Raw genomic sequence first — 24,466 nt, 5'->3', positions numbered from 1 at the left:
AAAAAATGCTCATGTACTTGATGTACACTCCGCTTTTTTTGTCATTAAGAGAGTCCAACCTGCACTCAAATCCGGCTGTTCAATACGATTAGGTGCAGGTTGCACGATCTCACCCACTAAAAAATGCTCACATCTCAATCGAAATCCCGCGGCGATGACCGCGGGATCCATGATGGTGGCATTGAAGTATTAGATCCCGCGGTCTTCGCCTCGGGAATTCGGCTTATATTGATACAATGGCAGCTACCGGATGCTGAGACATAGTTGCTCCATAATGTCGGTGAGCAAGAACCAAAGCGCAGTTAAGCCTGGTTGCTCGCAACCAGGATTTTATGCCCCAACTATAAGCTTTGATTTAGAAGCTTGATAAACCATGATTCTGTTTACTTGCAAACAGGATCATGCTGTTTTAACTTCTCAATATCGAAGCTCAAATGGTGTTGGTAAAGTCCTGTTTGCGAGCAAACAGGCTTGTTATTAATACATAGTTGTTCCAGCCGTCCAATAGAACCAAATTTGATTTTGAGGGGAAAAAATAGGGATGTAGCGCATAAAGAGCCAATCTATGCAATAATGGAGCATTATGTTTGGTTTTTTGGAGTGGATCTTCGCTTTTATAAGGTCAACAGATTGTGGTCAATCCAATTCATGATATTGATATTTATTCATTTATCTGTTTAAAGTAACTGCAAGGCTAGAACTTTGTAAAACAGATTTTTCATTAATAATGAAATGCCACTTAAAGGACAATTGATGCACCAAAAAAAGAATGCTCACAATATAAAACCAGTCTTGATTTGTACCATTTTATTTATGATGGCATTGATGCAAATGACTATGGATCAGTATGTTCCTTCCTTACCAGCGATGACTCAATTTTTTCAGAGTAGTGAAGCAACGCTACAATTAACCCTGACTTTTTTTATGTTGGGTTTGAGTATTTCCCATGTGTTCTATGGACCTTTATCGGATCGAATAGGACGAAAACCGCCACTGATGTTCGGTGTGGGTTTGAGTATTATTGGCAGTATTTTTTGTTTTATGGCACCGTCGACTACGGTCTTAATTTGGGGGCGCCTGTTACAGGGTTTTGGTATTGGATGCTGTAATTCCGTTGGACGATCGTTAATCCGTGATTTGTTTACTGACCGACTGTTGGCAAAAATCGGTTCTTACGTTGGGATAGTGAGCGTGTTTATCATGGTCGCATCTCCCACATTAGGCGGATACATCCAGGAGCATGCCGGGTGGAGAGCTAATTTTTTATTTTTAATTGTATTTGGCATTGCCGTATGGAGCATGGCACTCATAACTCTTCCAGAAACCAACAAAAATCTTAATCCTGATGCAACGAAATTAAAGGTCATGGGGGCTAATTATCGTACCTTGATAAGCAACAAAGTCTTTTTAGGCTATACTCTCTGTGCCTGCTTTGCTTGTGCTGGATTGGTTTCATATCTTACGATTGGTCCTTTTTTATTTCAGGACAGATTAGGCTTAAGTCCACTGGAATTTGGGCAATTGACCTTTTTTATTGCAGGAGCCATTTGTGTGAGTGGTATCATAAACAGTCAGTTAGTGATGCTTAAAGGCATCTCTTACATGGTACTTACCGGAGTGCTGTTGATGATTATTGGCGGATTAAGTCTGTTCTTGCTTACTGTGGCAGGAGTAACCCATGTTTTGGGGATCATGATCCCTGTAGCACTGTTTAGCACAGGAGTTGGCTTTACGTTTATTAACGCCTTTGCAGGCGCTTTTCATCCATTTCCGAACATGGCTGGAACGGCAGGGGCATTGTATGCCAGCATGCAGGATTTGAGTGCCGCCTTTACTAGCGGCGGGATTGCTGCATTTAAAGGGTTCGGGCAGTTTTCTTTGGCTATAATATTACTGGTATTGGGATTAGCTTCATTAGCCGCATGGTATTATTTGGCGATTCGCGACGAGTCGCCTTCAAATTAAGAGGACATTATGAAAATAACAGACGCACAATTAAAAGAAATTGTTTGTAAATTATCCGGGGCGAAAGCAGACGAGATTAATGATGACACGGCACTAATAGAGGATTTGCAATTAGATTCTTTGAAAATTGTAGAATTGTTGGCGATATTGAGCGAAGACTACCAGATTCCGGTTTCTGAAGAAGATGCAATGAAATTTCATACCTATAAAAATTTATTCGATTTTACGCAACAATAAAATGACAGCGCGAAACAAAGCTGTATATAGCTCGTTTCGTGCCTGGATGAAGCGCTTTCTTATGATGCTCGGGATGACGCGCTATTCTGGATGATGAATTGCTGATGAAGCATGATGAAATAGAATGGATTCAATGGTCTAAACAACTTCGAGTAATGCGCATGCCGCAATTCCTCCTCCTCCGGCGGCGACCAGAAGTACTTTTTCTCCAGATTGTATCGGCGAATTGACTCGTAAATCATCGAGGGCTATTCCTACGCTTGCTCCGGATGTATTACCTGTTTCCTCAACAGTCTTGATGACTCGTTCAAAAGGAAAACCCAATTGTTTCGCAACCGACAGAACCAGATTTTTATTGCCTTGATGAGGTACCAGCCAATCGATATCTGTTGGACTCAGTGCCAGTTCTTTCAGAAACATTTGGGCGCTATCAACCATTCCATGAACGGCTTTCACAAACAGGGCGGTACTTTCACGTATGGTGATATGGAATTGATCCGGATTGGTACACAAGGCTGCCGGCAAGCGTGATCCCCCTGCGGGTGTTGAAACGGTATCACTGACCTCACCATCCGCAAATAATGCTGAAGCAAGAAAACGAAATTCAGCGTCTTTTACGTCCTGGGAAATACTACAAGCCGCGGCACCATCTCCAAACAGAACGCTGGTGGCAAAATTATTCTTATTTAAGAACTTGGAGCGAATTTCGCTGGCTATGAGTAATACGGCTCCTGAACTGGCTTGGGCAAGAGCGGCACTGGTATGCAAACCTACGACAAAACCTGCGCAAGCGGCGCCTACATCAAAAGCTCCTGCGTGTTCTAATCCTAGCCGATATTGAATCAGGGGGCTTGTAGGCGGTGCTATATAATCCCCGGAGATGGTTGCAAGAATAACCTGGGTTATTTTATTTTTTTCATCAGGTTTTTCAGAGAACAACCGCTCAGCAGCACTTACCGCCAAATCACTACAGGCTTGTTCTGCATTGACCCAGCGTCGATTTCTGATTCCGGTGGAAAATCCAATCAAGGCCGGGTTTTGAGTACTGTTCATCCAATTTAGCACATCCTGATTGCTCATTACTCGCTCAGGCAGGGCAACGTATGGACCTTTAAGGTATATGGGTTTTTCTGCACGAAAAAAATTCATTATGACAATACCCCCTCTGAACTCATCAAAGGCAATCCGCCGCTTACGGTAACCACTGAACCGGTCATGAACGAAGTCAGGGAAAGAAGCGGATCCATTGCTTCTGCAACTTGAGCCGGCTCTCCCATGGTTCCTTGTGGAATAATTTTTGATACTTTTTCCTGATAGGCCGGATTTTTCCAGAACTGTTCTGTTCGTGACGTTTTAATCAAGCCCACTCGCAGTATATTGGATAATATATTTTTTGTGCTGTAATCTACAGCTAAGTTTAAGAACAGTCCTTCCAGAGCCGCTTTTGCTGCACAATAAGCAGGATAACGGCTTGTTCCAGTTATCGATGACAAACTTGAAACAAGAACCAATCGTCCCAATTTATTAATTAACATGGACGAAATGACTTTTTGGATCAGCCATATGTTGCCATTGATATTCGTGTCAATGTAATTACGCACTGCAGTGTAAGGCAGTGCATGCAATTTGCGTAGTTGAGTGACTCGGGTGAAGGCATTAAGAATTAATCCATCAATCGGTTGCTGAATTACACGATCTAATTCTTTTTCACATTCTTCTGGACGAGCAAAATCATAAACAAAGCCCGTTACATCCATTTTTTGAGCTTCATAGTGTTCCAGGGTCTGCTTCAGTTTCTGTTCATTAGAGGAAGTTATAATGATGGTATCGCCCATTTGAATACGTCTTTTGGCTATAGCCTGGGCAATTTCTGATGAACCTCCGGTAATTAAAAGATTCATTTTGCCCCCAGATTGGTGAGGTGTTGTTCTATGCTTGCTCTGGTTTCATAATGTTCTTTTACCAAGGGGATAACCGGGATTTTAATTTGAAACTCACGCTCCAGTTCCAGAATTAACAAGGCCAGCATCAAGCTATCCAGCCCGCCTTGTTCGAGAGGTGCATGCTGGTCTTGCGGAAGATTCCCCAGGCCAATTCGTTCAAAAGCGTTTTGAATTCTATCGCTCAACATGGTGTGATTCCTTATGATCAAAAATCATTTTGTTTGCTAGCAATGCTTTTCTGTCCGGTTTACCGTGAGGATTTCGTGGTAAATAGTCCAGAATACATGCGTTAATGGGTACTTTTTTGGGAAGTAGATGCTGCTGAATGCGCTCAGTGAGCTGTTGCTCCGTCCGATTGGCGGGGAGAGTACCTCGTTCGAAACACGCGATTAATCGAGTGCCATAAAGCTCATCCTCTATAGGTAACACAATGACTTCTTTAATCCCATCCATTTGACACAATTTTTGTTCTATTTCAGTCAAATTCACCTTTTCCCCGCCAATGTTCACTTGAGCATCATGCCGTCCTTTGATTGCGACCAATCCGTTGGGAAGTATTTCGGCGATGTCTCCAGTGTGCAGCCAACCATTGTGTATCTTTTCATTTTTTTCTTCCCCCAGATAACCTAACATCATCTGGCTGCCTTGAATGATTAATTCGTGATCTTCGGATACCTTTATTTGCCAGTCTCCTACTGGATAACCAGCATAAGGTTCAAAAAAAAGGGGATCCTGACTTGAATAAGTGAGGACTCTTGGTGATGCTTCAGTTAAACCATAATTGTTGTACAAGATGGCTTGGGGAAATGTGTTTCTTAGTTCCTTTCGTAAAGTTATAGGCAGGGGAGCACCCGCAGAAACAATTGCGGCAATTTGGTCGGTATTTTCTGGATAAAGAGAGGCCATTTTACTGATGGCTACCCAATGAGACGGGACTCCACTCCACATTTGAGGAATGGGGCCGTCTTCAAGTATATTTTTTATGTCTGTAAATTGTGCTATCAGCCGGGTAGTGATACCGCACAGTAAACCTGGCATTAGTTGGCCTAATAATCCATAAGAATAGGAAAGAGGTAAAAAGAGCAATTGACTTTCAATTTGGGAACAGTTCAGTGCCTTAATAATCGCCAGACAATTTGCTTCAATATTTTTAGCGGACAATTGGACTGCTTTTACCTGGCCTGTTGTGCCAGATGTAAACAGGATTAACGCTAATTCCGGATGATGTTGGGTCGTTTTATTTTCATAAAATGCCAATAAATTCCCTTGGCTGTCCACTGTCATTGCAGTATCCAGAATAGCCAGTCTGCTGTGCAGTTCCTGTTCTGTTAAGGCATTTGGAATAAGGGCTACAGGTTTCTCAATCGCGAATGCAGCGAGAAGTTGAATAACAAACTGGATACTGTGGCTAGCGGTAAGCAACAGTATGCCCTTGGGTAATTGTTGCATTTGCAGTGCCTGATGCTTTATTTCATTGCGTAATTGCGCAAAAGAACAGCTTAACTCTCCCTCGATAAGTGCTGTTTTTTCAGGATATTTATTGGATAGAAACCGCATGTGCTTAATCCTTGTTCTTACTTAATTGCCAGGTCGCGATGACTGGCAAAGTATGATCCAATAAACTGTTACGACAGAAATTTCTGCGTATTTTTCCACTGGTCGTATGGGGAATTGCTTGAGGAGGAATGAGTACGATCCTATTAATTTCCAGTTGATGTGTTTGATAAGTGAGCTTGAATATGGCGTTAAATAATTCTTCCTGGGCTGCAGTATCCATTAATTCATTTTTGATCTCACACACTACGGTGAGTTCGTATTCTTGCTCATTCTGAATCACGAATGCAGCACATTTTCTTAATAAGGGACGTAAGGGTGAGTGAATCAGGCTGTATTCTATATCTTGAGGATAGTGATTTTTTCCATAAAGAATAATTAAATCTTTGATTCTTCCGGTAACATAAAGTTCTTCATCGTGAATAAATCCCAGATCGCCAGTCCTTAAATAGGATAAATTTGTATCGTCGCCTTTGATTTTGCCGTGAAAAGCATGTTTTGTTTCTTCTTTTTGCTCCCAGTAACCCAAGGCTACGCTTTCGCCATGAACCCAGATTTCACCGACCTGATCCCGTTCACAAGGTATTAAGGTATCTGGATCAACAATTTTAACGTTTTGAGCCAATGCACCACAACCAACCAAAACATGGCTCCCAGGGCTATTTTCTTCTACAAAATGAACACGATGATCCTGGTAATATTCTTTATCCAGGGTGAGTGTCCTGAAGTGCTTTCCCGGAGTTCCGCAAGTCACCAGTAATGTTGCTTCTGCCAAACCATAACAGGGATAAAAGGCTTCCATTCGGAAACCATAGTCTTTAAAGGCTTGATAAAAATGTTCCATGGTTTCCTTGCGGACTGGCTCTGCGGCATTTGATGCGATGTTCCAGGAACTTAAATCCAGCCCCTGTTTTTTTTCTTCACTTATTCGTTTAACGCAGTAATCGTAAGCAAAATTGGGGCTTCCACTAATGGTTACCTTATATTTAGTGATATTGGTTAACCAGGATAGAGGACTTTCAATAAAGGAAAAGGGAGACATCATAATCACCGGAAGCATCTTGTATATGGGGGTTAGAATATAGCCAATTAAACCCATATCATGATGCGGCGGCAGCCAGCTGAACAAGACGCTCTTTTCGTTAACCTGAAATCTGGTGCACATGAGTTCGAGGTTATGGATTAAATTTCCGTGACTGACCATCACACCTTTAGGATGCATGGTAGAGCCTGAAGTGTATTGAAGAAAAGCAATGTCGTTTTTATTCAGTTCAAGTGGACGCCAATGAGCGCCTTGCTCTGATTTAATGGAGTCCACTGCAAGACAAGGGATTTGAGCAAAACTTCCTTTTGATTTTGAATCTGCTCCAGTGAATAATTTCAGGTGTGCGGCAGTCAATAATACCAAACCCGGTTTGGAATTTTTAATGATGCGATGTGCTTTTTCGAGTAATTTTTCCTGGGCAGGGGGATAAATAGGAACGCCAATACAACCGGCATACAGGCAACCAAAAAAAGCCTGTATCAAGGGTAATCCCGGGGAGAATAATAACAGCACTCTATCCCCTTTGTTTAGTCCCTGCTCTTGCAATGCTGCGGCTATGGCCCTGGCTTGTTCATCCAGTTCAGCATAAGTCATGGTCTGTTCTGTCTCTTTATTGAGAAAAGTGCAGATGATTTTTTGAGGGCTGCTTAGGGCTCTAAATCTTAAAACATCAACTAAAGATTGGCATTCTTGCAATTCTTTATTCATGATTAATTCCTGGTATCTCGACTGTTCGTTCCATGTTAAACAGATTCCTGGCTTGATTGATTTTTGTTGTATTGCAGTACTTGTGCAGCATAAGACAAGCCCCCACCGACACTCATTAATAGAATTTTTCCTGATCTGTCCAATATATTTTCTTCTACCGCTCTGGCAAGGGTATAGGCTATGGATGCTCCTCCAATGTTTCCAATGGTGTCGGAATCCCACAGTACGATTGTATTTTTTAATTGATGTTCCTCTAGAAGAAGATCGATTAATTTACGGTTAACCTGATGCGGGATTACCCAGGTAATTTCATTTCGTTCCTGTTCTGTAGGGAGGATATGGGTCAACATTTCGTTATATCGTTTATAAGCCAGTTCTTTTAATAACGCTTCATCACCAAGCAAATGATAGCCAATAGTGTCTAACTGCTCCTGGGTCGGTGGAAAGACGCCTTGAGTGGTGAATGCCTCAACATAGGCGCCATCTGTTGAAAAAAAACTCTGTTCAACTGTAAAGGAACCTTGATCAGATTGCTCAAGGAATAAAGCAGCAGCGCCATCAGCCAGGCCAATCCAGGTTTTTTCATTTTCGGGATCAATGACTTTTGATAAAGTCTCAGCACAACTGACCAGTACATTCTTATAACCTAAAGCCATTAACGCATAGGCTAAATGCAAGGTGGACAGGGATGTTGAGCAGCCTGTTTTTAAATCATATGCTGGTGCATTCAACCCTAATTCTCCCAAGACAGCCGCTGCCTGGGATCCAGTAAACCGTTTATTCGTTGTGGAACCTAAAAGAAATGCGGCGATGTGTTCCGGTTTATATCGCTCAATGAGCTTTTTAACTGCTTCGGCTGCAAGCGATTCAGCGGTTAGATTTCGTGACGCATCCAGAGATTCCCAAGGTTTATGACACCAGTAGCGTGTATAAAAACCAAATTCTTCACCTATTTTTTCAGCGAATTTTTGAAGAAAAGCAGGAGATTGTTTTGCCGTTCGCGGGAAATTTTGCAGGATTTCCAAATTGGTAATTGGGCCAGATTCAGGTAAGCTTCTTGACGTCGCAGAAATATTAAAGCGAATATTAGGTTTTAAAATATCCATAATGTAAGTTCACCTCTCCAAACGATTGGGTGATGATAGGTTAATGAAACTACACTTTTTTGTAGAAGCAAATCAAGTATATTTTTGTTACAAAATTCATAATGAGTGTTAATTTATTACCTTTATATTAGTCTATATTTTACTAAGTTGATTTATTTTTAATTCAGTTAGGGGGTTAGATGTCCGTACAGTCTTCTGAAAAGGCTTCCATGAAATGGATAGAACATTTGGTTGATGCCCATAGTTTTTTTCCATTGTGCCCCGAGTATGCCCCTGAAAATCAGCCTCACTTGAAAATGGGCGCGGAAGTGATTACCGGTTTGGCAAAAGTCAATAATAGACCTGTTGCTGTATATGCCCACAATCCAGGAGAGAATCGCGGTTATGTGACTCGTGAGGGCGCTATAAAAATCGTTCGTCTGATGGATAAGGCAAAAGAATTAAGAATTCCTGTAATTGCTTTTTTGGCTTCTCCAGGAATCTCTCTGGATTTGTTAAGTGGCGATGAGTACACCCAAATCATCAGTAGAAACATTTCATTATCCGGATTGGTTCCTCAGTTGGCCGTCATTTCTGCGCCTACTCTTGGGGCTCCCGCTTATTCAGCCGTATTAATGGATTTAGTGTTTTTTAATAAACACCGCAGTTATCTGATGGTCACGAGTCCAATGGTAGTCCAACAAGCTATAGGTGAAAAGGTGTCAATGAGTGAGTTGGGTGGTTCAGGAATGCATGCTACGACTACAGGAATAGCCGATTTTGTCGATGACAGTACAGCCGCTCAAATTAATCACGTGAAATTGCTGTTGAACTTTTTGCCTTCCCATGCGAATGAACTTCCTCCACTGCACTCACCACATGAACCGGTGCAGCCTATGCCGATCATTCCAGCCAATCCCCGCTTGCCTTTTAATATGCTTGATTTGATTCACGCGGTTGTTGATAATTCTGAAATCATCCAATACAAGCGCTCATTTGGTCAGGCAATGATTTGTGCCTTTGTTCGTATTAACGGTTATGCAGTGGGATTGGTTGCCAATCAAAGCATACGCTTTAGTGGAGCTATTGATTCTGATGCATCTCAAAAAACTTCTAAATTTATACGCATATGCGATGCGTATTCAATTCCTATACTGACTTTGATTGATGTGCCAGGATTTATGCCGGGAAAAAGAGAAGAGCAAAAAGGATTACTTCAACACGGGGCAAGGCTGTGTGTGGCCATGCAGACTCGAGTACCGCGGATGAGTGTTGTTGTACGAAAATGCTATGGCGCAGCAGCGTTTCTAATGATGCAAACCAAATCTCAGAATGGAGATTTGGTTTTAGCTTTGGAAACTGCAAGTTTAGGGGTAATGGGTAAAGAAACAACAAAAAAAGTTCAAACGACAGATGGTCAGATTCAGGAGCACAAAATTGATCCCGATTCAGCTCCAGCATCTTCAATAGACGAGTCGCTTGCACAGGCTTACTCTTTGGGAATAATTGATGAAATTATTAAACCCATGCAGATACGCGCACGCTTGGCGCAACATCTCGAGTTTTTATACAGAAAAATGCAGCAAATGCCTGATGCGCGTCATTCAATTGTATAAGGAATATTCATGCCATCTCTTAATGATTTGATCCAATTATTAGAGTCTTTTGAATGCTATCTGGGTAATCCTCAAGACACGAAAACACCTGTTAATTACCTGCAGATCCTGGTTCACGATGAGCAGGAATCCCTCGACTGGGAGCAATTAAATTACATCAGGGATTGGGGATTTATGAAATACATCATACCCCAAAATATAGGTGGCTCATTGCATACTCTGGATGAAGTGTACTTGCTCAGCAAAGTCATTGCCAGACGAGACATTACTGCTGCAGTTGCTCTGGGATTATCCTTTCTTGGTGCTTTGCCTTTCTGGATTGCCGGTACAGAGGAGCAAAATAATTTTTTGAAGGAACGGATCCTGAAGGGGAGCATTGCCGCATTGGCTTTAACTGAAGAGGAGCATGGATCAGATTTAGCTTCAAATGAAGTTATTGCTCTACCTGTTGAGGACGGCTGGGAACTTTCAGGACAAAAATGGTGCATTAATTTTGCTACTGAGGGGGATTTGGTTTCAGTCCTTTGTCGAACTCATGGGCAAGGGGGATTATTAGGATTTGGCCTTTTTTTAATTGATAAATCATCAATAGAACAAGGTTTTACACCGATACCCAAACTGCTGACCCATGGTGTCAGAGGCTTGGATATTAGTGGTTTTCACCTGAATAAGCTTCGATTGCCCAAAGAGGCATTAATCGGAACGGCACAAAAAGGTTTGGAAATTACATATAAGGTCTTTCAAATTTCACGGACTCTCTGTGCTGGCTTGTCAGTAGGCGGTGCTGATACTGCACTGCGTTTGGCTTTCTCATTTAGTTTGGACAGAGAACTGTATGGCAAAACTGCTTACGAAATCCCCGCAGTTAAACAGCGATTGGGGACCTTGTTTACCCAATTATTAATCGCGGACTGTACGTCGCTTTGTGTGATGCGGGCCTGTACTGTGTTTCCGGAAAAAATGAGTTTTTGGTCTGCAATTATCAAGTTTTTAATTCCCCATCTTTGCGAGGATCTCGTGGAGCAGTGTGGAATTATATTGGGAGCCCGGGGGTTTCTAAGAACCACCTCGTGGGCCATATATCAGAAAATCAGACGCGACATCCAGGTCGTGGGACTATTTGATGGAAGTACTCAAGTTAATTTATCCCTTATTGCGGGTAATTTATTACCTCAGGTGCGGATGCGGGGAACTAATAAGCTGCTTGACTCAGAACAACTGAAGCGAATGTTTCAACTGGAACTGCCTTGTCCTCCGTTTGATGGCAATAATTTGAGTCTTTTTACCCATGAGGAAGATGATGTGTTTGCTGGATTGATGCAACTGGAATATGGGCCAATCAATCATCTTATCGCCTCTGTGCGAGAAGAAATTAAAAAACTGGATCAACAGGTTAATCAGCTAAGAGAGCAAAAGATTTTTGATCCACGAAGTCTGGCCGCTTTTCGATTGGCAGAACATTATTGCTGGATCTATGCAGCCTGTTGTTGTCTGCTGTTTTGGTATCATAATCACAACTCACTGGGTGAGGAATTAAAAGAGATTGAATGGCTCAATTTAGCGATACAATTCATCTTGAATCAACTGGATTCAACACGTTTAATGGAAAGCGGGCTGCAAGAAAAGATGGCAGAACATTTAGGTACTTTTTATCAGCAAAATAAATTGTTTGCTGTAATTCCAACGAAGATAGCGGAGTAGCAGGAATGAATTGGAGAAAGATGTTAATCGCAGCAATAACAAAAAATAAATACAAAGCGTTTCTTGTAGATACCCAATTTCCTGAACAGGCACGAGATCGTTTGTGGACTAAGGAAATCCTCCCTTTATTACGCAAATCAACTTATTGGCCTCCGATTCTTGAACAGCAACATTCTTTAGAACTTGATGCGTTTTCAATAACCCATTATGAGGATTATGAGGCGCCTTTATTAGCGGCTCAGAATACGCAAACTCAACCTTTCAATGGTGAACCTTTGATTTTTTGGTCAGAGACTTCAGGAACAGCGGGCGCCAGAAAATTTTTTCCAATTACCGCTTCATTTCAAAAACAGTTTCAACGAACCATGCCGCCTTATATATACTCTCTGACGCAGCGGTTTAAAAATTTGTTCAAGGAAAAACTGGTGTATTTGGTCGCTGTGAATACGAATAAATCAACCTCGGCAGGGATTCCTTCCGGATGGATTAGTAATTTTAACTACCGCCATCTGCCTTCGTTTATCAAGCGATTCTATGCAATGCCAGATGAAGTATTTGCTAATGATGAGGTTTATGAACAATGGGCTCCGTTGTATGCTTTGGCTTGTGATTTAAGTGCGATGTTTGCAGTTACTCCCATGGTTATTGATACGTTCTATAGCCGCTGTGTGGATGGTTTTCATCACTATCTCCCTTATTTAACGGGCGAAAGAGCAGTACCGAACGAATTGCCTCCTGTTCAGGTGACCAAGGCTCGTCAAGATTATTTAAAGAAGCTGGCAGCGAAAAAATCCTCCCTGAGTTTTACTGAACTTTGGCCTTCACTAGAGTGCGCTGGCTGCTGGACTTCAGGGCTTTGTGAGCTCCCCGCTCAGCAATTACAAAACAAGATGGGGGATAAAATCAGTCTGGTTGATGGCACTTATTCTGCCACGGAAGGCTGGCTAACTGTGCCGCTGGAACAGGGGGTATTGGGCGGTATATTGCATCCGGGTGCTCATATAGTTGAGTTTATCGAAGAGGGAAAGGAGCTGCATAAGAGTAATTTGCTTCAGAGCTGGGAGTTGGAAGTTGGGGTCAATTATGAGGTGTTTTTGACTACTGCTATGGGATTTGTCCGTTATCGTCTAAAAGATGTTGTGCGTTGTACGGGGTACTTGAATAAAGCACCCAGATTGGAGTTTTGTTATAAAACTCAATTATTGAAATTGGAAAGTTGCGCTATAACTGGTCAGGAGCTGCAGGCTATGGTGCAGGCGGCTGATTTTAAAATGGCTCCTCACTGGTTTTTTGCGCGTAATAGTGTTGGGAACCGAATTGTTCTTGTTACAGATGATGAGTTAGAACTTCCTGATTCAATTTTGGCTGAATTGCATCGTCATTTAATCCACATTAGTTCTACTTACGCTCACAGTATGGAGACTGGCGAAGTGATCTCTATGACCTCCTTTCAAGTACCTAAGGAAGAATTATTGGCAGATGTTCATGCCCAAACAAAACCGAAATTAATTTCCCAACAGGTTATTGCGGAAAGGTGATGCCTTTCCTTATTTTAATTAAACCTGGCTGAATTATTAATAATAATGATGTGCATGATTTTAAGGCATTTTGTATTTTAATGTCGTGCAATGTTTGATTTTTGTAATATACTTTAATTCGATAGCTAATTAAAATAAGGTATATAACATGGACATGAAAAAATATATTTTATCGCTTTCGTTGGTTACATTAATAAGCTCTTATGCCTTTGCAACAACACAGGAAGGCGAAGATGCCTATAACCAGAAGCATTATGAAAAGGCCTTTATTTTACTTAGCCCTGAAGCAGAAAAAGGTGATGCCAAGGCTCAATATCTGCTCGGAAAAATGTATTACAATGCTCAGGGGGTAGCTTATAATGCGGACAAGACAGAGCAATTATTACTGGCTTCCGCAAATCAGGGTAATGTAGACGCGCAGGTACTTCTGGCTGGATTTTACTGGTACCTCAATACCCCGGAAGGCTTTAAAAAAGCGCTGACCTGGTATCAAAAAGCGGCTGATCAGAATAATCCCGACGGTCAATACGGTCTGGGCTATATGTACGATACCGGATCAGGCGTTCCTCAGAGTGCTGAAACAGCCATGATTTGGTATAAGAAAGCAGCAGAATTAGGTAATTCCAATGCGGCTTTAGCGATTGGCTATGACTACGACACCGGAACGGGTGTGAAAAAAGATAAAGCAGAAGCGATAGTCTGGTATTCCAAGGCAGCAGATATGGGAAATGCCAGCGCTCAGTATAATCTTGGTTTAATGTACGAGCAGGGTGATGGTGTTCCTGTGGACTTTAATAAAGCGTCTCAATATTTCGAAAAAGCAGCGGAACAAAATCACGCCAAATCTCAATTAGAGTTGGGCTACTTATACGATGCAGGTAAGTTGGGAAGGACAGATTTGCAAAAGGCAGCTTATTGGTATCAAAAAAGTGCTGATTTAGGGAATGCTAACGCGCAATTTAATCTGGGCGATATGTACTTCTATGGAGACGGGGTAGGTAAAAACCTGGAGCAATCAGTATTCTGGATGCGTAAGGCAGCGGAACAAGGATACGGTAAAGCGCAAAACCAATTGGGTGTTTATTATCGTGATGGGATTGGCATAGCAGCGGATCCGGTTATGGCCTATGCCTGGTTTAGTGCTGCAGTTAATCATGGCTATGATAAGGCATCTTCAAATCTGAGTGAGCTGGAGAAAACACTCAGTGCTGATGATTTGGTCAAGGCCAAAATGTTAGGTCAGCAATACAGCGATAATTATAAAGCTAAAACAGAATGATCGCGCCTCCGGGTGAACGATGGATTCACCCGGGTCACTTTCAGATTTCTCTTTTTGAATGTACTATGGATACCATTAACTGCTGCTTCGTGTAAATGAGATAAGTTCTAAGGAATTCTGCGTCATGACAGAGAAAACCAACCGTAAAAAATCCAACAAAAAAAATCAGGTAACCGTTTCTTCACTTCTCTTCATTGATTTAATTTCTTTTTTCTTAAGTTTGATGCCAGCAGTTGTGGCCATGAGTATGACCGGTTTATTTGTTTATCACGGTTACTCAAAAACCTGGCTTGTCCTCCCTTTGGCACCCCTTATTCTTTTTTTTACATTAATCGCGATTATCTTTTTAATCCGAATCAGTTTGCCCAAATTAAAACCAGGGCGTTACAAACGGGAATTGAATCGAATGATGATCGCCTGGTTTTGTCATTTTGCCCTGTCCCGAGCAGCAAAAATCACCGGGTTAATTTTTATTATCCAATCGTTCAATATTTTAAAATTTTTGTATTGGCGAGCATTGGGAGCAAAGGTTTCATTTCAGATAATGAATTCTTATGATATTGATCTGGTCGATACCCCTCTGATTTCAATAGGAAAAAATGTCACTATAGGCAGCGGTGTTAGCATCAGCTGTCATTCTGATGTGGGCAGCCTAGTTTTTATGTCCCCTGTGGTTATTGAAGATGATGTGTTTATAGGAATGGCCACTACAATCGGTCCCGGTACGACAATCAAAAAAGGGGCATGGATAGGTTATGGAAATACATTAGTCAATGAAACAGTGGAAGCAAATGCCAAACTTGGCAGTATTCGTGCAGTTTCAGAATGATGGATCACTTTGATAGTTTTTTTGAAATGCAGCTAAGGTATTTTTCAGTGACTGATGCAGCAGAGTTTGTGCGTTCCCTTTAAATGAGGCCAGATATACCGGTGTAGGGTAAGGGTTGAACTCATCCATAATCAAGTAAGCAGCATCTTTTTGTATCAGATGAATCGGGACAATGGCTTTTCCCAGTCCCATTTTTACTCCGGCAAGAATCATATGAATATTATCCAGGTAAAATGTTCGCCATGACTCTGGCCCAGAGTGTTGCATGCGCCAGAAGTTTGAGGTCATTGTATCTTCATAATCATGATCCAGGAATACATCATCAGGACAGTTTTGTGTTGCTGATGTGATGAGTACATTCAGTTCGTATCCTAGTAACTCATAGTCAATTGCAGGTCGGGGTACTTGAGTTTGTGTAATGATAAAATCAACTTTGCCTTCCTCCAATGCAGGCATTAACTCTCTGAGTTCCATTGAATGAAGTTCAAGATTTAATTGGGGTGCTTTTTGAAGTAGTTCCAAGAGTTCAGGAATGACGAGTGACTCCATGATTGTTGAGAAGCCTGCAATTCTGATGGTGCCGACCAACTTTTGAAAATCGGATAATCCCATTTGAACCAGAAATTCCTCTTCCAGTTTCGCTTGAGTTGTACAATAGCGAAGTAGGTGCTCTCCCATGCTGGTTAATTTTATACCTCCTGCTCCTCTTATAAATAAGGCATTTTTGAGGCGATCCTCCAGTTTTTGAATTCGTTGCGATAATGCGGACTGAGTAATATGCAACTGCAGGGCTGCCTTGGAAAAATTGAGTGTTTGGGCCGTTACTGCAAAAGCATTTAATTGCCGTGAGGAGAGTTTCATAAATTAAATTAATCACTTGATAAGATGAATTAATTTTACTTATAAATGGGATGCAAATACAGTGTGTTCATCAATTATAAGGATGGAATGCAATGAGAAAATTATTGGTTGGATTAATATTAATTTCTTCACTGGCTCATGCAAAATGTATGGTTTATATGAACAATAAGCCTTTAGGGCGCATCATGCATGATCCTTTGTTTGTCATGTTATCAAGCGCAACATCCTGTCCTGTAACTATTCATGAGCTTAAAAAAATCATTGATGAAAATGGAATGCATGAGCAGATCAGCATGGTAGCCAATCGTGGTAGAAATAATCCTTACCTGGGTAGTTTCAGTTTTTTTGAATCCGTTTTTGGCAGGTTACCTGGAGGTGGTTTAATTACTCGGGGCGATTTATTTCTGGGGTATTTTACCGATGTATATGATTCTGAAATTGTATTGGATCAACAATCTGAACCACGTAAATTATTGATAGAAGCTATTGCCTGGGATAAACAAAAAGGGTTTTATAATTTTTATGAGCTTAGAGGAATAGAACATAAAGCGGTTCGTTGGTTTTATCGCGGTGATTCAGCGGATGCATATCAAGATAATAAGTGGTTGTACAGGGATAACCCAAAGGAAGAACATCATTTTGGTCATCGCATGCGTTGTTCCGCATGTCATAATTCAGGCGGCCCAATCCTGAAAGAATTAGAGAAACCCCATAATGATTGGTGGACTGTTCGTCGCCCGTTAATCCTGACTCCTAACTCGCCGGATAATGAGGTTAAGGCTCTCTTAAATGAGGTAGAAGATGCCGCTTTATTTGCCAAGGATGTATCTGCTGGATTGGAGAAATTGGCCAGAAGCAAGTCTATGGCACAGTTTCAAAAGAAATTATCGTTACAGGAACAACTACGCTCCTTATTTTGTACTACTGAAATCAATATAGAGTCCAGTACGGAGCAATCAGATCGTCGAATAGCTATACCCTCGTCATTTTGGCTGCATCCTTTATTAGGGCGTATCGATGTATCGGTTTCCCGTCAGGATTATGAGCAAGTGCTTCAGGAGTTTGACATGCAATTTCCCGAAACCACATTACGGGATGCCGATCATGCATGGCTTACTCCCGTTACCTCTCAGGCGGACATTCAGATGATTCATCAATTGATTCATCAAAAGGTGATCAACAAACATTTTGCTGAGTCAGTGCTGATGGTGGATTTTACTCATCCACTGTTTTCATCACAACGGTGTGATTTATTAAAGCTTCTGCCCGAGCAGAGTACTGGAGATTGGTTGAACTCGTTTTTAAATAATCTTCGGGAGAACAGTGCTCAATTTCAAGGAGCAACCTTATTGGCAGACTATTTAGCTAATGATGCTTATACTCATGAGGTCTTCATGAAGTATGCCAATCAGTATAGGGTTAATCTGAAACAATCAGTCAGTATGCTCTCTGGAATCAGAAGCAGCTATCAACACCTGATGGATTTAAGAGAATTGGTCTATGCCAGCGAATTGTCGCATAATCCACTGGGGCAGATTTTAGAGCCTGGGTTTCGAGTTATTTTTCCTGTAAGCATGCTCAATAACACCATGGACGTCCCTACTTAACTCAATGACGGTTTTAATTATTTATATAGGTCATTATTCGAGGAGGCATTGAGCTGGGGCTATGCTTTTTATGTTCGTAGTGCAGGAACATGTTATGTGCTGTTATTCTGAATTCATGTTCTGATTTTGATGAACAGGCAGGCATTTAAAATAATGCTGGACGTGAGTTGTCGGGGTGATCAAAAATCGATAGCAGAGTTTCAGCAGATGGAATGAAAGGAGACAATGTATGCTCGCATCATCAACAGAATTATATTATTTCAATGAAGTCTGTCATACGCTTAATTTTTCCAGAGCCTCGGAACGACTTGGCATCAGTCAGCCCTCATTAAGTCAGGCAATCAAACGTCTGGAAACTTTTATAGGAACACCCTTGTTCCTGAGAGTCAAAACCGGAGTCAAATTAACCAAGGCCGGCTGCCAGTTGCATCGTCATACCAAGGAGCTGTTAACTTTATGGGAACGAGTTAAATCGGAAAGTCTGGCTTCATGCCAGGAAGTACAGGGCCGTATTATTCTCGGTTGTCATGCCACGGTGGCGCGTTATCTTTTACCGCATTTACTCCCTGATTTTGTAGCGAATTATCCTCATTTGGAAATTGGATTGGTTCATGATCTGTCAAGAAGGATTGTTGAGGGCGTGATTAAGATGTCAATAGATCTAGGGGTTGTGGTGAATCCCGTCCAACACCCGGGAATTGTTCTAAACAAATTATATAGGGATGAAGTCGGTTTTTGGCAGGCAGATGATTATCAGTGGTCATTTGAGCAGGGGGGAACGATCATCTGTGATCCAGAATTAATGCAAACGCAACAGATCCTGAGCACTCTCCGTGAACAGGGGAGAAGCAATTATCGGTTATTGACCAGCAGTAATCTGGACGTAATCGCCAGTTTGGTTGCTAGCGGTACAGGGATTGGAATTTTACCGTATAGTGTTGTTCGAACAGTACAATATGCTTTAAAGCCCGTAGCGAACATGCCCAATTACCTGGATGAAATATATTTGGCCTATCGCCCTGAGCAACGTGATATTATGGCTTTAAAAGAATTAATTAAAGCCATTAAAAATACCGTTAAGCTGCTTCATGAAGATGGTCTGCAAACCAGTTCCTGAGCACTTCTTCACCTAATACCTCATAAACGTAATTGAGGAATAATGTAAGTGACTCAACGAATTGGGATTCGGAATAGGCCAAACTCTCTCTCATATTGGGTTCATGGTGCAGAAAGTGGCCGAAATAGTGGTGACAAAAATCATGATAATCTCGAGTTATTAATATAAATTCATGCCACATATTATCTATAATACGCATTTCTTCATGCATCACCGGAATAAAACGCAGGTCAGGATTGTCAGGAGACTGTATTAAATCCCAGGAATGTTTCTCACATAACCATAAGTAACGTAGCATCTCAGTAAACAGTTGTTCCGCTCGTGAAGCTTCTTTAGGATAGTTATCTTGAAAGCGTTTGATTACCGCTGGATTTTTGTAATTGAGTACGTCATTTAATTGGGGTAGATGATTCATTCTGTAGCACCTGTATTGTGTTCCGGTGAGATAGATACTTTAACTCGTTAACCATGCATCCCGCGGCAACATTTGTGCTGGGTGATTCCTTTGGCTAATTTCGCTTTGATGATTGTTTCGATTATTTGTTGTCTCATTTTGGGTTCCTTTTAGTTATTAGACGAACCCAGTATAGAAAGAACGGTTCCGTTCAACCATTAGGTAGGGGGTATCATGGTGATAACGTTTTGTTATATCTATATTTAGCGGCGAATCTTTATTTGATAAAATAAAGTTTGATGACAATATAACTGTATTTTTTAAGGAGTTTGCAACGATCATTGAAAAAGAGTAAAAATAGGGGGATTACCACGGGAATAGCTTTCTGATTTCATTATATTTATTTTAATTTTGAAATTACTTGGGCATGGGCACTCTGCTACGATATTATGTACATTTGTAGTTCAAGTTAAATGTGTTCTATGCATAGGTCCTACGCACTTCAACAGACGATGTTAATGTTTGATGACGATGACGATGACGATGATGATGATGCCGAGGGTGCAGTTCCGAACATCGTCAGGCGGGGTTTCATATAGTATGACCAGTTTACAACCCCATCTTTTGAAGCCTCGCCTTCATATTCCCTGTAGCCCGAAAGCTCCTGCCTGGTAATCGATGGCAAATTTGAGTGAAGTTGCTCATCAAAACAGGCTTGTGTTGTTATCAGATTTTCATAGGACCTATGAATAGTTCTGCTTTGATAATATTCGATCAGCTTATGCATGCTTTTGCAGAACGAAAAAACGGCTGCTTTTTGCAAGGCTTCATATTGAGGTGCATGACGCAGCCAGCTCATCAGGAACATGGGGGATCGAAAACTGGCCTCAGGAGAATCAAACATAGGCATCCATAAATCATTTGTAACAATATGTACAAGCAAATCATGGGGGGTTTTATTTGCGGGTAGTGGAATAATGCCTGCTTTAATAAAAAAACGGATTGCCGCCCACTGGATCCGATGGCTTTCCACACCATGGCGAATTCCGCGTATGTCTTTGGAACTTTCCTTGAATAATAAGCGGTTTATCAGGCATAAATCTGCAGATTTATGCGGGACAGATCCGTAGAATCGGGGCACTCCGTCATCGGTACTGTTTGTGGGTATATTATAACCATCCAACTGCTCGAGTTCCAGTAATGCCAAATGCAATGCCTGATGCATTTTTCGTTCTTCAGGTGAGAGGCTGAGATACCAATCCATGGTGTTTTGCGCTGGATAACTTTCTTCAAAGAACCGAATGGTTCCTCTTTTGTAAAGCGATTTGGGCACAGCGGGAACATGTTTCAATTTATTCGCAATTTTTTCGTTTAAAAATTCCCAGAATAGTTCAAATTTGCCAGTAGATATAAAAATAGACTCGATTACTTCTATGGAATCATGAAAATCACTTGCCGGGTTTTGTATTGAACGATTAAACCACAATGGATAACCTTTTTGAAATTCAAAGGCCCTGTCAGGCACTGTGTTGTAACGATAGGCAGGGAAAATCAACCTGGACTCGCGGATTAAAAAATTGTCGATGAATTGATTGTGCCCAAATCTGTTTGCAAGTAATCCTGCTGCCTTGATTATAAACGGAGTTGCCATTATAGATATCTGGCTCTGCGAATCCCTGGATAAGGCAAGTCTGGAAGCTTCTTTTCGAGCTACTCTGGAAAGTTTGAGTAAAACTCTGCCATCCTGGAAATTAAAGTCAAAATCATTTATTAAAAAATATCTTACTGTTTTTGCGGCAATTGCAAGAGCCTGGGCAAACATATTGTCTTTGTTACTTGTATGAAGCTCGGGAAATTCAATATATTTGTCCAGAATATACAAACTGGATGCCTTGCTTTGTTCCATGGTTTGCATATAAAACCCAGGATATCCGAACATGGAAAATTGGAGTGAAAGGAAATGCCAATTGCATGCTGCTACCAATTTATGGAGGTACTTGATTGTCTCCAAATTATCGCTAAACATCAGCATCCTGAAAAAGCTGAACAGTTTGTCATCTATTTGGACGCGCAGATCATTATGGTTCAAAAGATATTTATTAATATAAATTCGCAAAAACCCGGCATGAAACCAGGACATTAATTGATGCTGGGGTAATGTTGCTTGCTCCTGGTCAAGCAATGCATCTATTTTATTCAGAAAAGTTAGAAAATATGGATAGATTAAAAATCCTGGAGCCTTGGCCATTTCCTTAAACTTATTCTTGATTGTCTTTACTATTCCGAATTCATCTTTCTCGGAATAATAAAGGCAAAATCCTGTGTCCGTAACTGGATCTGCATTGTGGGATACGATCGGGATTCTGAAATCATAACTTAATAATTCAAAAAGTATCGTAATGCCAAATTGACTACTGCAAAGCGTCTCAATCAAATGGGCATGCAGAGATCCATCTTGCTTCGCAGTCTTTGCATATTCTATCAAAAACGAAGGAGAAACCATGGAGATAAAATGCTCTACAATACGCGGGTGTTTATATTTTACAGCTGAACCCAACTGCGAACTAATCATCAATTTTAAAGCAGGTCTTGAAATAAATTTTTCAACCGATAATAACATAGGAAAATACCCTAGCTCTACCGCGAGCAAGTGCAATTTATAATAGCACTTTGCGCTTACAAAATTTCGTATATGGATTGGCAAACCCTGCATAAAAATTTCAAATAAACGGCTTCTTCCCGTCGATACAATAGCCATCATTTTTGCATCTACATGCCCGGAAAAAACGAAAAAAAAAGAGGAGGATGATGAATGATGCAGGTGATGATTTAAAGCATTACATAAATCTTCGTCAGTTGCATCAAGATGCCCCCACAAAATACTGCTGGCTGCCTGGTGTGGGCAGGTGGTGTCCCAAGGCATGCTTTGGGCCTCTTCAAGCGGAGCCTGGAGACGAATCAGGTTAACATTATCAAGCCTGCAATCGAAAAGCTGTTCATCTCTCCATACCAGCCATGGAATATGTTTGACCAAAGAATTTTCCAGTAATTCAACTTCAGATTTTAAATACAACATTTTGATTCACTTTATTATCACAGGCCATTGACAATTCTCCGGCAGCTATGCAAATTGTATTGAATATTTACTTTATTTGCATCCGTACTTTATACGGTAAAAGTGGGGGGATAACCGTTGTACATCAGAACTCATTTAGAAATTCACAAAGCAATCGTTGAAAATGGTGAGTCCCTTGTTCTTTTGTTGGTGAAAATCGCCCCGTATCATAATAACGTGATTTGATTCCTTTTTGTACGGATTCTACAACTGCCTCATCTTCAAGTTCTACTTGATCCAGTGCTCCGCCTGCGCCCTTGCCCAGTTTTGTTTTATCCAGAACATAGGTCAAAAAAGACACTTTAGTCAGCTCGGGGCTGATGGGTTGAACGTTATTAACAGAGCAGCCCCATGGATAAAAATTCAGCATGGTATTAGGGAATATCCAATAATAATACGCCGCAACTCGCCTTCCATAATCTTGAGATTCCCTTGGTAACTCGAAGCATTCTTCTCCTTCACGAGCTAATGCCAGTTGCAAATTACTGTATCGGTACAACTCAGTGGTGTAGGTAGTACAATCAATGACCTGCCTTAATCCAGGATGGACAAACGGGATGTGTAAGGCTTCCAGATAATTTTCACAATATAAAGCCCAGTGTGCTTTAACCATGTAATCCCTGGAGCGCTCTCTATCAAGACGCATTTGCTCCATAGGAAGCCAGAACAATCTTTCTTTAATATCAGCAAATACTTCATTGAAAGGAACTGTTGGAGCCAGAGATGCGAAAATAAAAGGTTCCAGCGTATTGAAAGGGATTGGGGTGAGGTGTTCGCGAGGTGAAGGAAAATCCTTAGTTTGTTCAAATTCAGGCATATAGAGGAATTCACCACGATAATTAAATCGACGACCATGATAGGGACATTTTATTTTTTGCGTGGTACAGGGGTGATCTACCAGAATTTTGCCCCTGTGCGTGCAAATATTACTTAAGCAGCGTGTAATACCTTGTTCATCTTTGGTAAAGAGTAAAGGTTCATTCAAAAAATCAGGAAGTAAGTTATGCGGTACGAGTGTTCCCTGTTCATTCAACGTATCGGTACCAAGGCAGAATTGCCAGGTTTTACTGAATATTTTTTCTTTACTTAATTCAAACCAATCCGGTGAGGTATAAAATTGTGAAGCTATGGTTGATGCTTTTGCAATATCCGGATCAACAAACAGAGTATTCATAGAGACATCCTTTCTACTAAACCAATCCAAATTTAAGTGTGTAGAACCTAGGGTCTGTTGACAATTCAAGTTTCGACGTCCCGCGACTTGTTCGCGGGATCCAATTCACTCTTTATAGGCGCAATATATTCTTGTTTTACGCACGATCTATCGATTCCGCGAACAAGTCGCGGAAAGTAGGCTTGAATATAATGAAATGTAAACAGCCCCTAATGTACTATACAGCATACTGTCAATATTTTTATATCACAGTGTGGAGTTATTTTGCAATTCACTATCAAAATGATTGAATAATTATCCTAATGATGTAAAATTAAACAATTATTTGAAATAAGGGATCGGCTGATGCGCTACTCCAGAATTATATCGTTCATCAACGGGTTAATGATGTCGGGTAATGCCGTTGCCTTTATGGCTCCTCCAACACCTGCTTTATTGAATTGTATTCAAGTCAAACCCATAACAGCAGTTAATCAGTTAGTTTCTCACACTGAGAATCTTTTGATAATTAATAATCTAAAAAATACACTTAATATTCTTGAAATAATCAATTAATATCGATTGAGGCTCGGCAGGATTGGACCGGTATCTGCTTAAACATTCGGGAAACGCTCATTGAAATGAGGTGAGTGATATCCTGAAACAGGCACGATACTTGATTTGGAATTCCTGTGCTGCGTTCAGGATGACTTAATTAT

At 41.0% G+C, this 24,466-nt stretch carries 20 protein-coding genes; 10 read left to right on the top strand and 10 right to left on the bottom strand.

Translation table 11 applies throughout. From position 1 onward, the window contains the following. The first annotated feature begins 753 nt into the window (after positions 1 to 753). Together ELY21_RS04440 and ELY21_RS04435 are read left to right on the top strand one after the other, a co-directional pair. Positions 754 to 1,965 (top strand): multidrug effflux MFS transporter, encoded by a 1,212-nt coding sequence (locus ELY21_RS04440; protein WP_127107274.1) that lies wholly within the window; start codon positions 754 to 756, stop codon positions 1,963 to 1,965. A 9-nt stretch (positions 1,966 to 1,974) separates the two neighbouring features. Next, on the top strand, positions 1,975 to 2,202 hold the full coding sequence (locus ELY21_RS04435; protein WP_028384110.1) for an acyl carrier protein: 228 nt from the start codon (positions 1,975 to 1,977) through the stop codon (positions 2,200 to 2,202). Between the two features lie 138 nt (positions 2,203 to 2,340). Here the strand turns inward: ELY21_RS04435 and ELY21_RS04430 are convergent, their stop codons facing one another. The 6 genes from ELY21_RS04430 to ELY21_RS04405 are packed head-to-tail and all read right to left on the bottom strand — an operon-like array spanning position 2,341 to position 8,558. Further along, complete coding sequence (locus tag ELY21_RS04430) at positions 2,341 to 3,351, bottom strand: 3-oxoacyl-ACP synthase III family protein (RefSeq protein WP_127107272.1); 1,011 nt, start codon at positions 3,349 to 3,351, stop codon at positions 2,341 to 2,343. Continuing rightward, the gene (locus tag ELY21_RS04425; RefSeq protein WP_127107270.1) at positions 3,351 to 4,103 is read right to left on the bottom strand and encodes an SDR family NAD(P)-dependent oxidoreductase; all 753 of its coding nucleotides are present in this window, start codon (positions 4,101 to 4,103) and stop codon (positions 3,351 to 3,353) included. Before ELY21_RS04425 ends, ELY21_RS04430 begins: the two co-directional genes overlap by 1 nt. Then, the gene (locus tag ELY21_RS04420; RefSeq protein ID WP_127107268.1) at positions 4,100 to 4,333 is read right to left on the bottom strand and encodes a phosphopantetheine-binding protein; all 234 of its coding nucleotides are present in this window, start codon (positions 4,331 to 4,333) and stop codon (positions 4,100 to 4,102) included. The genes ELY21_RS04425 and ELY21_RS04420 overlap by 4 nt, the downstream gene beginning before the upstream one ends. Next, positions 4,320 to 5,702: a class I adenylate-forming enzyme family protein gene (locus tag ELY21_RS04415; protein ID WP_127107266.1), complete on the bottom strand. Its 1,383-nt coding sequence runs from the start codon at positions 5,700 to 5,702 to the stop codon at positions 4,320 to 4,322. The genes ELY21_RS04420 and ELY21_RS04415 overlap by 14 nt, the downstream gene beginning before the upstream one ends. Positions 5,703 to 5,706: 4 nt before the next feature. Continuing rightward, positions 5,707 to 7,452, bottom strand: a complete 1,746-nt coding sequence (locus ELY21_RS04410) for a fatty acyl-AMP ligase (protein WP_127107264.1) — start codon at positions 7,450 to 7,452, stop codon at positions 5,707 to 5,709. 35 nt (positions 7,453 to 7,487) lie between these two features. Continuing rightward, a complete protein-coding gene (locus ELY21_RS04405; protein ID WP_127107262.1) occupies positions 7,488 to 8,558 on the bottom strand; it encodes a 3-oxoacyl-ACP synthase III family protein in 1,071 nt (356 codons plus the stop codon). 179 nt (positions 8,559 to 8,737) lie between these two features. On the opposite strand from ELY21_RS04405, the gene ELY21_RS04400 reads away from it, so the two are divergent. From ELY21_RS04400 to ELY21_RS04380, 5 genes are all read left to right on the top strand, one after another. Next, positions 8,738 to 10,153: an acyl-CoA carboxylase subunit beta gene (locus ELY21_RS04400; protein WP_127107260.1), complete on the top strand. Its 1,416-nt coding sequence runs from the start codon at positions 8,738 to 8,740 to the stop codon at positions 10,151 to 10,153. 9 nt (positions 10,154 to 10,162) lie between these two features. Beyond that, positions 10,163 to 11,854, top strand: coding sequence for an acyl-CoA dehydrogenase (locus tag ELY21_RS04395; RefSeq protein WP_127107258.1), 1,692 nt, complete (start codon positions 10,163 to 10,165; stop codon positions 11,852 to 11,854). Positions 11,855 to 11,859: 5 nt separating this feature from the next. After that, complete coding sequence (locus ELY21_RS04390) at positions 11,860 to 13,392, top strand: GH3 auxin-responsive promoter family protein (RefSeq protein WP_127107256.1); 1,533 nt, start codon at positions 11,860 to 11,862, stop codon at positions 13,390 to 13,392. A gap of 148 nt (positions 13,393 to 13,540) precedes the next feature. Then, positions 13,541 to 14,671 (top strand): SEL1-like repeat protein, encoded by a 1,131-nt coding sequence (locus ELY21_RS04385; RefSeq protein ID WP_127107254.1) that lies wholly within the window; start codon positions 13,541 to 13,543, stop codon positions 14,669 to 14,671. 124 nt (positions 14,672 to 14,795) lie between these two features. Continuing rightward, entirely contained in the window at positions 14,796 to 15,500 is a 705-nt protein-coding gene (locus tag ELY21_RS04380; RefSeq protein WP_127107252.1) for a DapH/DapD/GlmU-related protein, read from the top strand. On the opposite strand, the gene ELY21_RS04375 is transcribed toward ELY21_RS04380, so the two are convergent. After that, positions 15,492 to 16,361 carry a LysR family transcriptional regulator gene (locus tag ELY21_RS04375; RefSeq protein WP_127107250.1) on the bottom strand — a complete coding sequence of 290 codons (870 nt, stop codon included), beginning with the start codon at positions 16,359 to 16,361 and terminating at the stop codon, positions 15,492 to 15,494. The genes ELY21_RS04380 and ELY21_RS04375 overlap by 9 nt on opposite strands. A 92-nt stretch (positions 16,362 to 16,453) precedes the next feature. Between ELY21_RS04375 and ELY21_RS04370 the strand changes: the two genes are divergently transcribed. Beyond that, positions 16,454 to 17,968, top strand: a complete 1,515-nt coding sequence (locus ELY21_RS04370; protein WP_127107248.1) for a hypothetical protein — start codon at positions 16,454 to 16,456, stop codon at positions 17,966 to 17,968. A gap of 229 nt (positions 17,969 to 18,197) precedes the next feature. Then, entirely contained in the window at positions 18,198 to 19,085 is an 888-nt protein-coding gene (locus ELY21_RS04365; RefSeq protein WP_127107246.1) for a LysR family transcriptional regulator, read from the top strand. Here the strand turns inward: ELY21_RS04365 and ELY21_RS04360 are convergent. The 3 genes from ELY21_RS04360 to ELY21_RS04350 form a co-directional block, all read right to left on the bottom strand. Beyond that, positions 19,045 to 19,500 carry a hypothetical protein gene (locus ELY21_RS04360; RefSeq protein ID WP_127107244.1) on the bottom strand — a complete coding sequence of 152 codons (456 nt, stop codon included), beginning with the start codon at positions 19,498 to 19,500 and terminating at the stop codon, positions 19,045 to 19,047. The two genes, ELY21_RS04365 and ELY21_RS04360, sit on opposite strands and share 41 nt — an antisense overlap. Positions 19,501 to 19,981: 481 nt before the next feature. After that, positions 19,982 to 22,555 carry a hypothetical protein gene (locus ELY21_RS04355; RefSeq protein ID WP_127107242.1) on the bottom strand — a complete coding sequence of 858 codons (2,574 nt, stop codon included), beginning with the start codon at positions 22,553 to 22,555 and terminating at the stop codon, positions 19,982 to 19,984. 124 nt (positions 22,556 to 22,679) lie between these two features. After that, positions 22,680 to 23,768, bottom strand: coding sequence for an SRPBCC family protein (locus ELY21_RS04350; RefSeq protein ID WP_127107240.1), 1,089 nt, complete (start codon positions 23,766 to 23,768; stop codon positions 22,680 to 22,682). A 345-nt stretch (positions 23,769 to 24,113) separates the two neighbouring features. Between ELY21_RS04350 and ELY21_RS04345 the strand changes: the two genes are divergently transcribed. After that, positions 24,114 to 24,323, top strand: coding sequence for a hypothetical protein (locus ELY21_RS04345; RefSeq protein ID WP_127107238.1), 210 nt, complete (start codon positions 24,114 to 24,116; stop codon positions 24,321 to 24,323). The last annotated feature ends 143 nt before the right edge of the window (positions 24,324 to 24,466 follow it).

Source organism: Legionella sp. km535 (assembly GCF_003990085.1).
In the GTDB taxonomy this organism is placed as follows: domain Bacteria; phylum Pseudomonadota; class Gammaproteobacteria; order Legionellales; family Legionellaceae; genus Legionella; species Legionella moravica.
Note: the sequence above shows the minus strand (reverse complement) of the source record. Positions and strands in the feature narration are given on the sequence as shown.